The sequence below is a fragment of the Alkalibacillus salilacus genome, assembly GCF_030812915.1.
In the GTDB taxonomy this organism is placed as follows: domain Bacteria; phylum Bacillota; class Bacilli; order Bacillales; family Alkalibacillaceae; genus Alkalibacillus; species Alkalibacillus salilacus.
On record NZ_JAUSTQ010000007.1, the window covers coordinates 47,405 to 61,099 of the forward strand.

11 protein-coding genes are annotated in these 13,695 nt (G+C 38.0%); 7 read left to right on the forward strand and 4 right to left on the reverse strand.

Going from position 1 to position 13,695, the window contains the following annotated elements:
• Nucleotides 1-116 precede the first annotated feature (116 nt).
• A complete protein-coding gene (locus J2S77_RS09325; protein WP_306976708.1) occupies nucleotides 117-1,313 on the forward strand; it encodes a NupC/NupG family nucleoside CNT transporter in 1,197 nt (398 codons plus the stop codon).
• 220 nt (nucleotides 1,314-1,533) lie between these two features.
• Here J2S77_RS09325 and J2S77_RS09330 read toward each other — a convergent pair whose 3' ends face one another.
• On the reverse strand, nucleotides 1,534-2,892 hold the full coding sequence (locus J2S77_RS09330) for an MATE family efflux transporter (protein WP_306976710.1): 1,359 nt from the start codon (nucleotides 2,890-2,892) through the stop codon (nucleotides 1,534-1,536).
• Between the two features lie 94 nt (nucleotides 2,893-2,986).
• Between J2S77_RS09330 and murG the strand changes: the two genes are divergently transcribed.
• Nucleotides 2,987-4,060: an undecaprenyldiphospho-muramoylpentapeptide beta-N-acetylglucosaminyltransferase gene (murG, locus tag J2S77_RS09335; protein WP_306976712.1), complete on the forward strand. Its 1,074-nt coding sequence runs from the start codon at nucleotides 2,987-2,989 to the stop codon at nucleotides 4,058-4,060.
• 37 nt (nucleotides 4,061-4,097) lie between these two features.
• Here murG and J2S77_RS09340 read toward each other — a convergent pair whose 3' ends face one another.
• From J2S77_RS09340 to J2S77_RS09350, 3 genes are read right to left on the reverse strand one after another with little or no spacing between them, the layout of a single operon-like run.
• Complete coding sequence (locus J2S77_RS09340; protein ID WP_306976714.1) at nucleotides 4,098-5,249, reverse strand: Ger(x)C family spore germination protein; 1,152 nt, start codon at nucleotides 5,247-5,249, stop codon at nucleotides 4,098-4,100.
• On the reverse strand, nucleotides 5,233-6,348 hold the full coding sequence (locus J2S77_RS09345) for a GerAB/ArcD/ProY family transporter (RefSeq protein WP_306976716.1): 1,116 nt from the start codon (nucleotides 6,346-6,348) through the stop codon (nucleotides 5,233-5,235). Before J2S77_RS09345 ends, J2S77_RS09340 begins: the two co-directional genes overlap by 17 nt.
• A gap of 45 nt (nucleotides 6,349-6,393) precedes the next feature.
• Nucleotides 6,394-7,866: a spore germination protein gene (locus J2S77_RS09350; protein ID WP_306976718.1), complete on the reverse strand. Its 1,473-nt coding sequence runs from the start codon at nucleotides 7,864-7,866 to the stop codon at nucleotides 6,394-6,396.
• A 100-nt stretch (nucleotides 7,867-7,966) separates the two neighbouring features.
• Between J2S77_RS09350 and J2S77_RS09355 the strand changes: the two genes are divergently transcribed.
• From J2S77_RS09355 to J2S77_RS09375, 5 genes are all read left to right on the forward strand, one after another.
• The gene (locus J2S77_RS09355; RefSeq protein WP_306976719.1) at nucleotides 7,967-8,977 is read left to right on the forward strand and encodes a TIGR00341 family protein; all 1,011 of its coding nucleotides are present in this window, start codon (nucleotides 7,967-7,969) and stop codon (nucleotides 8,975-8,977) included.
• Nucleotides 8,978-9,106: 129 nt separating this feature from the next.
• The gene (locus J2S77_RS09360) at nucleotides 9,107-9,919 is read left to right on the forward strand and encodes a S1 family peptidase (RefSeq protein WP_306976721.1); all 813 of its coding nucleotides are present in this window, start codon (nucleotides 9,107-9,109) and stop codon (nucleotides 9,917-9,919) included.
• Between the two features lie 57 nt (nucleotides 9,920-9,976).
• Entirely contained in the window at nucleotides 9,977-10,714 is a 738-nt protein-coding gene (sigI, locus tag J2S77_RS09365) for an RNA polymerase sigma-I factor (RefSeq protein WP_306976723.1), read from the forward strand.
• Nucleotides 10,714-12,147, forward strand: coding sequence for an anti-sigma-I factor RsgI family protein (locus tag J2S77_RS09370; protein WP_306976725.1), 1,434 nt, complete (start codon nucleotides 10,714-10,716; stop codon nucleotides 12,145-12,147). The genes sigI and J2S77_RS09370 overlap by 1 nt, the downstream gene beginning before the upstream one ends.
• 109 nt (nucleotides 12,148-12,256) lie before the next feature.
• A complete protein-coding gene (locus J2S77_RS09375; RefSeq protein ID WP_306976727.1) occupies nucleotides 12,257-13,681 on the forward strand; it encodes a hypothetical protein in 1,425 nt (474 codons plus the stop codon).
• The last annotated feature ends 14 nt before the right edge of the window (nucleotides 13,682-13,695 follow it).

A 13,695-nucleotide genomic window follows, 5' to 3' on the forward strand; every position in this document is an offset into this window, starting at 1 on the left:
GCAAAAAACAAAAATTTTCGAGAAAATTTAGGTCTATATGATTGCGTTTTCATAAACTAATTGATAAAATGCAATAGCATAACTGTTAATCATTTATTTTTATAGGGGGAACGAAAATGGATATAATTTTAGGTTTGTTAGCCATTTTAGCTGTCATTGGACTAGCTATGTTAATGTCTAACAATCGTGGTAAGATTCCATTCAAGGGAATCATTATCATGATTCTATTGCAAGGTTTAGTTACATGGTTCATGTTCTCAACAGAACTTGGACGCATTATTATTGAAGGAATTGCAGCAGTCTTTAATAAGTTAATTGAGTTTGGTTCAGGCGGTGTAGACTTCGTACTTGGCGGACTAGCTATTGAAGAAGGTGCAAGTGTTTTCTTCTTTGACGTACTATTAATTATCGTATTCTTTGCGACTATTCTCTCAGTCTTAACTTACCTTAAAGTACTACCTTTATTAATCAAATACATAGGTGGTGCGCTTTCATTTATCACTGGTTTACCGAAGATTGAGTCATTTACAGCGGTAAACAGTATGTTCTTTGGTCAGTCTGAAGCATTAATCGCAATCCAGTCTCAGTTCCATCGTATTACAGAGAATCGTTTATATATCGTATCAGCTTCTGCGATGGGTTCTGTATCAGCATCAATCATTGGTGCGTATATGCAAATGCTTCCACCTGAATATGTATTAGTAGCAATTCCACTTAACATGTTCAGTGCTCTAATTGTTGGTTCAATCATCGCTCCACCAGTTGTGGAAGATGAAGATGATGATGTTGATATTGATGATGTAAGTGGAGCAAAAAGTGTATTTGAAGCGATGGCAAATGGTGCTTTAGATGGTGGTAAAATTGCTTTAATCGTTGCGACAATGTTAATCGCCTTCCTAGCATCGCTAGAATTAGTGAACTATATTGTTGGTGTGGTTATCCCTGTTGAAGGTGCATCACTAGAAGCAGGTTTAGGTTACCTATTACTACCATTGACATTCCTAATGGGTATTAATCCAGGCGAATTAGTTGATGCAGGTAGTATCATGGGTCTTAAGATTGTGACGAACGAATTCGTTGCAATGGGAGAACTAACTGGTATGCAAGATCAGTTCTCTGACAAGACAATGGGTATCGTATCTGTATTCTTAACAAGCTTTGCGAACTTCGGTTCAATCGGTATCATTGCCGGTACTGTTGCTGGTATTGATAGTGAAAAAGGTAAGACAGTTTCACGTTTCGGTATGAAGCTACTAACAGGTGCGACTCTAGCATCAATCCTTTCAGCAACAATCGCTGGTTTATTCCTATAAACCTATCATTATTGAAAAGATCCATCTTCACAATACGTGAAGATGGATCTTTTTTTGATTGAATTAAGATTGTTAGACAATCACTTCGGATTGTCTAACAAATTTGAAGGATTATTTAACACTCTCAGCGGAATGTTTCACAATCTTGAAGGAATGTTTAACAATTTCGATCAAATGTCTAACAATCTCAGAGGATTGTTAGACAATTAAAGTTTGGGAGCTATATTTGTTGTTTTAGGTCGTAGCGTCTAAACATATAAAACAATCTTCCAATTAAAATCATAGCACCAACGGCTAAACCAACAATCAATCCTACCCAGTATCCGAATGCATCGAGTGATGTCCACGTAGACATGGCAACGCCAGACGGTAGACCAATAACCCAGAATGAGATAAACGCAATAACTAAGGTTACATTCACATCTTTATAGCCGCGCAGTGCACCTTGAATAGGTGTGCCGAACCCGTCTGAAATTTGAAAGAAGACAGCAAAAATCAGAAATTGTTGCATTAAGCTGATGACTTCAGGATGATCACTATAAAGCAGAGCTACTTCTTCTCGTAAGAAGAATATAAAAGCACCACTGATTAAGGCAACTGTCAATCCAGAACTTATCCCAATCAAACTATATTGTTTAGCATCATTCATGCGCCTACCCCCTACTTCAAAACCGACAGCAATTGTAAGAGCCATAGCGATGGCTAGTGGCAGCATGTAAAAGATTGTTGCGTAGTTCATCGCAGCTTGGTGGGCTGCTACTGTATATGTATCATAGCGGCTAATCATTAACGTAACAGCAGCAAAAATACTTGTTTCAAAGAATATCGTAAAACCAATTGGCACGCCAATCTTCAACAGTTCTTTCCACGCAGTCAGCGACGGTTTAATCCAACCTGTAAATATTTGATAACGCCTAAATGGTAGCACACGATGAATGATGACCACGGCCACAATAGAGGAAATCATGTAAGATAATGCAGATGCGATCCCAGCACCAATTCCCCCCATCTCTGGCACGCCGAACTTCCCGAAAATAAACATATAATTAAACAATGCATTGAGTGGTAGAGCTAATAATATAATGAACATAGATATTTTCGTCTGGCCTAATGCATCAATAAATGAACGTAATAAATTAAATGAGAATAAAAAGATCATGCCACATCCTAAGGCGACTAAATAATATTTTGCAATATGCTGAACCTCGGATTCTAAACTGAGCAATTGGAGCGCAGGATCTAGAAATACTAACCCTGCCACAAAAATGACCAAAGACATTCCAGCTGCTAAGTATAAACCTTGTTTAACTTTATAGGGAATCATGTCTTTCTGATCAGCTCCCAATAATTGAGCTGTGATCGGTGAAATGGCAATTAAGATTCCATTAGTGCCTGTTAAGATAGGCACCCAAAGCGAAGAGCCAACCGCAACTCCGGCCAAATCTTCTGCTGATGCTTGACCAGCCATGACTGTATCGAAAACGTTCATAAAATAAATCCCGACTTGAGTGATTAAAATCGGAATCAAGATACGAATGAACAGTTTGAATTTATCTGAAATCGAGTGTGTCGGATACATTTTTTGCTCCTTCCTATACTCGTTGGCGAAAATCTTTGCTAATATGTCATTATAGCGTATATTGTGTGATGTGAATAGAAAGGACGTTTGCATAATGAGTAAAACTGAAACAATCGTATTTACAGGTGGCGGGACAGCAGGCCATGTTGTCGTTAATTTAGCGTTAATGCCTGAATTTATTGAAGAAGGATATGATATTCATTATATTGGTTCTTATGAAGGTATTGAAAGAGAATTGATTGAGGGCATGAATGGTGTAACGTATCATGGAATCGCAACAGGTAAGCTACGCCGTTACATGTCATTAGAAAATATGAAAGACCCATTTCGTGTCTTTAAAGGATTGTTACAAGCACGGAAATTATTAAAGAAATTAAAACCGAAAATCGTGTTCTCTAAAGGTGGATTTGTCTCGGTACCAGTCGTTATGGCTTCTCGATTAACTGGTGTACCGTCGATCATTCATGAATCAGATTATACACCAGGGCTTGCGAATAAAATTGCGAGTAATTTCGCGAAACATGTGTTAACGACGTTCCCTGAAACGGATAACCATTTGCCAGAAAAGAAAGCCGTTAACATTGGTGCAATCGTGCGAAATGAATTGTTCGAAGGTGATCCAGATAAGGCAGCACAGTTTACAGGTTTAAGCAAAGATCAGCCGACTTTACTCGTGATGGGTGGTAGTGCTGGTGCCCAAAGTATTAATCAGGCTGTTCGTGAGGCCTTGCCACAATTGTTAAAGCACTACCAAGTCATTCATTTATGCGGTAAGGGTAAATATGATGACCAAGTTAAACAGCCAGGTTATGTACAATATGAGTATGTGACAGATGAGTTGAAAGACTTATTAGCTTTGTCAGATCTCGTGGTTTCTCGTGCTGGTGCTAACTCAATCTTTGAATTCTTAGCGTTAAGAAAGCCAATGTTACTCATTCCGTTATCCAAGCAAGCCAGTCGAGGTGACCAAATACTTAATGCCGAATCCTTTAAAAAACGTGGCTATGCCGATTTGCTAGAAGATGAGTCAGTTAAAGCTCCAACATTAATTGAAGCTGTTAACCAACTTTACTCACAAAAAGAACAATATCACGAGAATATGACATCGTATCAGCCTAAACAGACAAAAGAAGACGTTATAAATATGATTATACGTACGATGAAATAAATAAAAAAGGCGAATTGTTGCGAAACAGTTCGCCTTTTTAATTCACGGTCCCGAAACGTTTAATTTCAGTAGAAACATTATAATCAACTTCAATATTAGGGAATAAATCTTGCCATTGCTCACGAGTTAATTCTTCACCACGGGTGTGGTTATTATATTTTACACCAAAACCAAAGACATCCGAGTTGATTTGTTGGGATTTCTTTAGGACAGTTTTTAGGTCTTCTTCTAACTTTTTATTAATTTGCTGTTCTAATATCTTTACAACCTTTGGATTTTCTAGGGTCATTTGTTGACTTGTTTCAATAATACGTGCGTTTAAGTTTACATTAACTTTATAAGTTAAGTCATCGACGTTTGTTAATTTAATTTGGGTATTATTTTTGAGTTTATCAAGTACTACATACATTTGATCTTTACGACTATTATGTTGGGACTCCTCAATATATTGTTTAAATGGCTCAATATCCATTTCTAAATTAATTCTTCCTGACTGGAATTTATCCCTTATTAATCGAACTAAAAAAACCTCATCTAATGAAAGGTTACCGACATGGGTATCACCATGCATAATACCAACTTTATCTATTGATGCCTTATTTTCTTTAATTGAGATGATCGGAACTAGTGGTTCACGTCCTGCTCGATAATAAGAGCGCATAAACTCATGGAATGTACTACTGACAATTTCTTCGTTGCGAACAGACTTATCAACTAAACTGTGTAAGTAAACACCAATGTTCGGTGCCTCCTCATAATTAGATGCTGATAATATATCTCGTGCAGGTTCTTCGGACATTGTGACATACAACATATTTGATATTGCTGCATCTCTTTCAATTGTATCCAAATAAGGGACAATCCCCTGTTTAGCTATGGTTGGACCGAACAAAATAGTATCCAACTTACCGTTAACGATTTTGTAGCCTGATTTTTTATTAGCGTTTGAACGAACCATACTGAAAGTTTCACCAGTACTACGAATAATCTGTGATGCGTTAGTGATGTCGGGATTGAATTGGTATAATACGGTTGTTCCATCTAATTGTTGTTGTTCATTAATATCCAATCCATAGGCTGAAGCGACTCCTAACTCTTCGATAACATTTTTTGAATGGCCACAACCAGGTATGATCATTAGGGATAATAGGCTTATAAAGACAAAGATAATTTTACGATTGTTTACCATGGTTTTTGGCTCCCTTCCGTCGATGATACATAGCAAATGGAACCATTAGTACAGGGAATAAAAAACCAGACAGAATGCCGGTTTGTCCGACAAGGTTTGTGAAAGAACCCACGAGATAACGATTGTCAAGAAAAGACTGGCAGATAAATGCGACGAGGCAAATAATAAAAATATAATAGGTCTCTTTGCCACCGAAAACACGTTTAACGCTCATACCCGTCATCCAACAAAGTAAAATGAGATTCGGTAAGACGATAATCATCCACAAAGCAACTGTTACAATATCAAATCGTTCAAACATTGGAAAGGAAATGATTTTAATGGTTGATAGAACAGGCCATGTCAATTCTTTAAGCTGTTCATCACTAAAAAAACCGATTGAGACGAATGTTAAGAAGATGATCATTGAAACTGTAATGCTCATCGATAACTGACTATAGCGATGGACCTTGTTTTTTTCATTTAAATAAGGATATAAGACCCAAAGCAATTCAAAACCAAGAATCGTATAGGATGTCTTGAGTGCACCACTTAAGAGTTCGCCTGGGGATGCTTCAAACATTGGCAGGTAGTTATCAAATTTAATATAGGTCATCGGTTCAATCTGCAAGCCAACCATCCAAATCGCTCCAAAAAAGAAGACAATACTAGCTCCTACTGCTACCCGTACACCACCTAAGGCGGCATATAAAACGAGTGAAAGCAAAAAAAGTGAGATTAACCACGACGACATGTCTGGAAAAATAAATACACGAACAAATTCAATATAATTAACTTGAACACTTAAAAACAACATAAAGAAATATATGATAAAAAAGAAAGTTATTATTTTTCCAAACCATTTTCCGAAAAATTGAGTTAAAACGCCGTGCAAATCTTGGTTTTCAAAGCTTCTAAGCACATAAACAATACATGCGATTATAATATGAAGTGCAATGGCAGCAATAATAAGTGAGATGAGGCTACCACGGCCAGCTTCCATAAATACAATGCGTGGATATCCAGCAATGCCGACCCCGATTTGCATCGTGTGTAAGACAATAATCAAATACACGGCTTTTAATTTTCTATGATCAGGAATATTGAGATTTTCTGGCATAATAACACCTATTCCTAGCATTTTATCGTCATGAGAAATGTGGCATTAGCGATTAGGTTTTTGAAAACGACGGATTTTTTTCGGACGATTTGAATACGCTCGTTTGTTACTCCATAAAAACGGTAAGCGAAGAAACGAGTTATCAAAGTCTCGCGGTTGAAATGGATAGATCGGGACAAAATATGGGAAGCTTAATGAACGTTGTTTCACTAAATGAATCGCAATAAACGCAAAACTGAAAATTAGCCCGATGAATCCCCAAAACCCTGCCAACAAAATAAGCGGGAAGCGAATAATACGTATAGCTGACCCCATTAAGTAGCTTGGTGTTGTAAAAGATGCCAGCGCACTTAGCGCCACGATAATTATCAAGATGTTACTAGTAAAACCGGCTTGAACAATCGCTTGTCCAATCACGATACCACCGACAATACCCATTGTCTGACCGACTTTTGTGGGCAACCTGGCTCCGGCCTCACGAATTAATTCAATTAGGAATTCTAGTATCAACGCTTCTAATAATGGTGGAAAAGGGACACGTGATCTAGAATGCCCCAGTGAAACGAGTAAGGCATCAGGAATGATTTCATAATGATAAGTTAAGGCTGCTACATATAGAGGTGTTAGTGTGATTGACAAAAACATGGCGACAATGCGCATTAAACGAATGAATGATCCCATGTTCCAACGTGTATAAATATCTTCCGTTGTTTGGAAGAAGCTAAGAAACGAGACGGGCGCTATGACACCAGACGGACTTTTATCAACTAATAAACCGACACGACCTTCCTTTAATGAATAACAAAATCGATCAGGCAATTCGGTTACGAGAAATTGGGGAAAGATCGAGTATGAATTGTCTTCAATGTATTGAGTCAAAGCAGAAGATTCTAGTACATCATCGATTTTTAAAGAATTTAGTCGATCACGCATTTCTTGGACCGCTTCATCATTAGCGATATCAGATAAGTATAATAATCTCACTTCTGTCGGGATCATGTCACCAATAATGAATTTCTCGACGGTTAATGTCTTTGTATCAAGTCGTTTATGAATAAAATTCATATTCATATCAATTGACTCGGAGAAAGAGATTCTTGGCCCAAAAATGAGCGTTTCTGTCTCAGCTTTACCTGGCTTTCGTTGATCAATTCTTGGGACAGGAATGACAAGACTTGACTTCTCTTTCTCTATGTAGACACATACATAGCCTTCTAGTAGGGCACCGCCAATTTCATCTAATGTTTTCAATTCCATGATATCGGTGATCGGAATATCGCTTTCAATCGTTTGATAATCTAATTGTTTAGCTTCCTGAATTTTAGTGGTTACATGGCTAAAGACTTCTTCTTCCTTGACCAAATAGTCCATATAAATAATAATCGCTGTTTTTCCCTCGACACTAACCTTTTTACTAGCTAGATCGGGAGAAGAATTGAAGAAGTCGCTGAATAAATCTTGCTGTAACGTTTCCACTTTGCACGGAAAATAGTTCGACTGACGAGATCGACGTTTCATATTGAACTCCCTTACGTATCTGTTTAGCGTTAGTATGTGATGAATTGCTAGAAATATGTACACACTAATATGCAAATAGATGCATGAGGTGTGAAGAAGCATGAGTATGCAATTAATTGAAGTTTATATACCAAAGGAACAATACGATAATGTCAAACCAGCCTTAAATGGTTTTTCACAACAAAGTGTGTGGAAAGCGTATGAATTAGAAGATCGTGTGCTATTACGAATGATTGTAGATGATGATGAAGTTGAGGATGTCTTAGATTATTTAGAAGCGGTATCAACCCTTTCAGATGGCTTTGAAACGATTCTTTTCCCTGTTAACACTTATATTTCAAGAGAGACGATAGAAAAACGTGATAATCCTGATGAAAAACAAGAAGAAGATAAAGGTGATCAAGGTAAATTATTACGTGCTAGCAGGCAAGAATTGATGCACATGATTGAGAAGAAGAGTCAATTCACGATGAACTATACGTTACTAATTGTGTTCTCTGCCATGGTTGCAACAGGAGGGTTTATCAATGATAGTGAAGCAGTTGTTATTGGTGCTATGGCTATTGCGCCCTTAATCGGACCTGCGATCTCGGTATCATTTGCAGCAGTTTTAGGTGATGTTTTTCGTTTGTGGCGTGCACTATTGACTTTAGTAATTGGTTTTATAATCATTGTCATCATTGCCGCAGGATTTGGTTTTTTATTTGAAGCTGGTACTCAGACGACGCAGTATACATCAAGGACAGTCGTCTCTTTAGCAGATGTGATTATTGCGCTTGCTTCTGGGGCGGCTGGTGCATTGGCTTTATTAAATCGTGTTTCAAGTGGAATGGTTGGTGTCATGGTAGCAGTCGCATTACTGCCACCAACAGTCACATTTGGTATTTCAATTGGTCAGACATTATGGATTGATACGTACTGGTCATTTTTACTTATTATGACGAACGTCACCTGTATCTTCCTAAGCGGTATTATTATCTTCTTTTTGAGTGGCATTCGTCCGATGAAGTGGAAGGAAGAAGTGACGATCAATGTGTCACGGCTCCTATCATTTATTGTGGTTGCGGTTATTTTTATTACGCTATTAGTTGTGTTGTTTTTAAGCATGTAAACAGTTTGTAATCGCATTGTTATACATGTGAGCTGATATATTTGATATAATCCAAGGCAGTATACCTTGCGTCACAATTGCTTAGGCGATATGCTTAAAGTCAATACGTTAAGCAATCGAGGGATATTTATGCAAGATGACGATAAACGACTCGAAACAGAAGATGAATCGGATTTATATGAAGACTTGAATGAAGATGAGATTAAAGAATTATTAAATGAAAGACGATATACTGAGAGAGAACAAGAACCTAAAACTAATCGTAAACGCCGATTTCCTAAATGGTTTTTTTGGCTCATTGCGTTGTTTATGGTGATCAATATATTCGCTACCTTACCCGTGATGGTCTCTATTCCAGCTATTGATTTTCTAAAGACTTCAGCACAGCTATTAACGAATGATGAAGTGCAGTCTTATCGTGAATCAATTGCAACGATTGATGCTGGTGATAGTCGAGGAACGGGTTTTGCATTTGCAGATGGGCAAAAAGTACTGACAAATGACCATGTGATCGAAGGCCATCAGCGTCTACAAATTTATTTTAAAGAAGACGGACCCTATGGCGCGGCTGTGCAGGAGCGGTATCCTGAGCTAGACTTAGCTGTCTTAGACTTACAGGAAGAAACGAGAAGTGATACGTTGCCATTAGCAGATGAAACAAACTATAACAAGGGTGAGCCGTTTTATTTTATCGGTAGTCCCCTTGGGTTCAGTGGCATTGCAAACGAAGGTGAAATTATTGGTGAGACGACATCAGAAAATATTGAATCATCAGTGCTCATGTTAGATGCACCAATCTATAGTGGCAATAGTGGCAGCCCAGTCATTAATCAATCGGGTGAGGTTGTGGCTGTTATATTTGCCACAAGACAAGACGACGAAAGAGGTCGAGTTGGACTCGCTATTCCGATCGAAGCCTTTCATAAAGTGAATCAACAATAAGTCCCCAAAAAATGGTGGACGATTACGAAAATATATAATAGTTGGGGGTGATGAGGGGTGCTACAGCGTCTAAAAAAGACAGAAGACGTTCCCCTCGAAGAACAGGTGTTATCTGTTCAGCATGGGGATGAAGAAACCCGTCATCATCTGTTATCGAGTTATCAGCCGTTTATCGCCAAATGTGTATCCAACGTGTGTAAACGTTATATTAATCAAGAACAAGATGATGAATTTAGTATCGGGCTTATGGCATTTAATGAAGCGATGGATACTTATTCTAGGGACAAAGGAAGCTCTTTTTTAACGTTTGCGAAATTAGTCATCTCCAGAAAAGTGATCGATTTTATTCGCCAACAAACAGATCATTTTCATTCTGTATCACTTGATCAGGTAGAAGAAGACGACGAATCGCAAACGGCTGAATGGCGTGTATCACAAGTTTCCAAAGATGAATACGCCAAAACACAAGACAATTGGTACAGACAAATCGAAATAGAAGAATATAATGAGCGGCTAAAGGAGTTTAAGCTCTCATTTGCAGAATTAGCAGATCTCTCACCGAAACATGTGGATGCGAGGCAATCAGCACAAGATGTGGCACGTTATGTTTATGAAGATGAAGCATTGCGTCATTATGTCCTCGATAAAAAACGACTCCCCATTAAACAAATAGAACCGCATGTATCAGTGAGTAAAAAAACAATTGAACGTAATCGCAAGTATATTTTGGCTGTATTTGTCTTGCTGTGTGAAGATTTTACGTATTTGAAAGAATACGTTCAGGGGGTGAGTTAGTGAAAGGTATAGTTGTTGAACGGAAGAAACGATATGCGATTATGATGACCGCTGAAGGTGGTTTTTATAAAACAAAAATCGATTCAAGTCATGCAATTGGTGAAGAGGTTCAGTTCACACCGTTAAATGAACAATCAGGGTTGTTGTCAATATTACGCTCGTATGTATCATCCCCCCAACTTAAAGCGGCTGCTGCAATCCTGTTGTGTTTAGCTATTATATATCCATTATTATCGTGGACGAACGGTTCATCAGAGACATATGCTTACGTCAACATCGATATTAACCCGAGTTTGTCATTCGAAGTGGATGATTCTTATCAAATAATTGATGCCCATGCTATAAATGAAGACGGGTCTGAATTGTTATCAGAAATGGGTGATTTGCAAGGTGAATCATTGGAAGAAATCTCTTCTTCAATTATGACATTAAGCCAAGAGAAAGGTTACTTAGATGTTGATGGTAATATATTATTAGGAGTTAATTATGCAGGTAATCAATCTAATAATAATGATACTTACTTAGAGTCATTATCTAATGACTTAGCAACGGAATTTAATCAAGATTACGAGTTTACTTGGTTTGAGGTGCCCAATGAAATACGTGAACAAGCAGAGCAAGAAGGCACTTCCATGAATATTCTCTTTGCTTCTAACCAATTGATGAACCAAACTTCGGATGAATCTGATCAAGATTCTGATCAAACAGAGTCATCCGATCATAAAGACTCAAGTGATGGGGAGGATCAATCGAATAATCAAACTAAAGCAGATCATTCTTCTTCAGAAAATCAAGATTCTAATCAGAAAGAATCTATGAACGAAAAGTTTAAGAAATTCTTTGAACGAATGAACCGTGATGAGCTCCCATCAGGTTTACGCGACAAATTCACAGATTCTCAATCTGAGGAAAAAGAACAAGAAGATCAAACAAAAGATACACAGAATAAAGGAAGTCAGAAATCAGATGGTCACCCTGTGTTCGGTGATGAAGGTCCACCAGGTCAAAGCAAGAAGAACGAAGACTCCCATAAGAATAAGGGCAGTGAAAAATTAGATGGTCATCCTGTATTCGGAGATGACGGCCCTCCTGGGCATAATAAAGACGAAAATGAATCAAAGGACAAACAACAGACATCTGATCAACAGGACCGAGAACGAGACACTAATGATAAGGAATCAGATGAAGAAAGAAATGATCAAGAAAAAGATAACGCGTCGAACAAGTCAGATGATCACCCTGTTTTTGGAGATGATGGGCCACCTGGACATAATAAAAACAAAGAAGAATCAGAAGAAAAGGAACAGTTACCTGAAGACCGTGATCGAGAGACGGATAAAAAAGAATCAGATCAAGAAGATAGCGAAGAGGAAGATGGTCACCCCGTGTTTGGGAATGACGGTCCACCAGGACAAAGTAATGATGAGGATTAACGGTTAACAGTACGTCTTAAAGGCGTACTGTTTTTGTATCAGCTATTCTTAACGCGGCTTGTCAAACATAGTATAATGAAACTATTATCTAATAAATAAGGATGATTTGATGGCAATAAAACAGTGGCTATATCATACATTTTGGAATAAAAATTGGAAGAAGCTTATTTTAATTCTAACAGCAATTTTAATTGTCACTGTTGTAATCCTTGTTACTTGGACCTACCAACATCCTTTAACAAATTATATTAAAGCAGAAAAAGAAACACTCGAACGTATAGAGGATCATTTTTGGATTGACCAACCGATTCGTTCTTCTATTAATGATCAACTAGCATCAGATCCTTCGATCACCGATTATGAGATTGGTTTAGTGGGGTCATCTAGTTCAAGTCAGTATCAGACTATGACTAGTTTGCTTATGTCCACCAGTATGTCTGCTGAACGTAAGATGAACCCAAATATACCTCATGCTCATTATGACTGGCAGATTGCTACACTTGGCCTAAATTGGCTGGAGGGTTCGGTGTATCAAGATGAACAATTAACTGTGTTTGATCTATCGGATTGGCTCCATTCAGCTGTTGGTTTTGATCAAACAAACGCGTCTTACATTCCATCACTTTATAAACAGAGACAATCAACGAGTGAAGATACGGATAGAACAGGACTTAGTGCCATTCAAATGTTTATGGAATTTCTCCAAGAGCTAGAGGTTGAAGAAACGTCATTAAATCATCAAGAGAACCAAATTGAACTGACATTAAGCGAATCACAAGCGAATGAAGTGTGGCAGCAAGCTTTAGCAAATAGTGATTCTTTACAACAAGAAGAATTGAAATCTTATCAAGTCGATGGTGAGATGGTGTATTCAGCAACGTATGAAAATGATTTTGTTTCGGATAGAACATGGGAAACGACGGTAGTTAATGGGGAGCAAGTGTATGATGTTCAAGTTTCCATACAATCTAATTCTTCAAATGGTGACATGGTGGTCGATGGGCAAGTTCTCGTAACGAATGAAGATAAGGATACAGTGTTAGACATCCGATTTGATGCATCAAGTGATGAGTTGTTAGATGACCAAGTTAAAAGTGAGCAAACCTTAATCATAGACTATCCTATATTGGAGTTTGCTGAGGGGGTTCGCCTGGATTGGCAAACTAACGCTACATCTGACCAAAGTGAAACAAGTTTTGAAGTGAAATTGGCTAACAATGAAGTGTCACAATGGGTGAGTGGCCAGTTGGTCAATCACTACTCTAAAGCTGAGGAAACGTCGACTCATGATACAGAATTATATGTGTCCATTGAGGATCAGGACGCTTTAAATCAAGAGCTCCCTTTTGAAGATTGGGAACTATCGGTTGAGCGGCAGCATCAATTCTCTGAAGAAGTTAATATTCAAACTGTTGATCGTGGTCAAGTGGAGATGTTTGAACCAGACATGCTTAAAGAATGGGAGAAGACGTTAAAGGATTTAACGGAAAATCCAGAGCAATTGTTTGAGGATCAATTAGAATTACCGTTTTAAAATGAGAGGGGGAA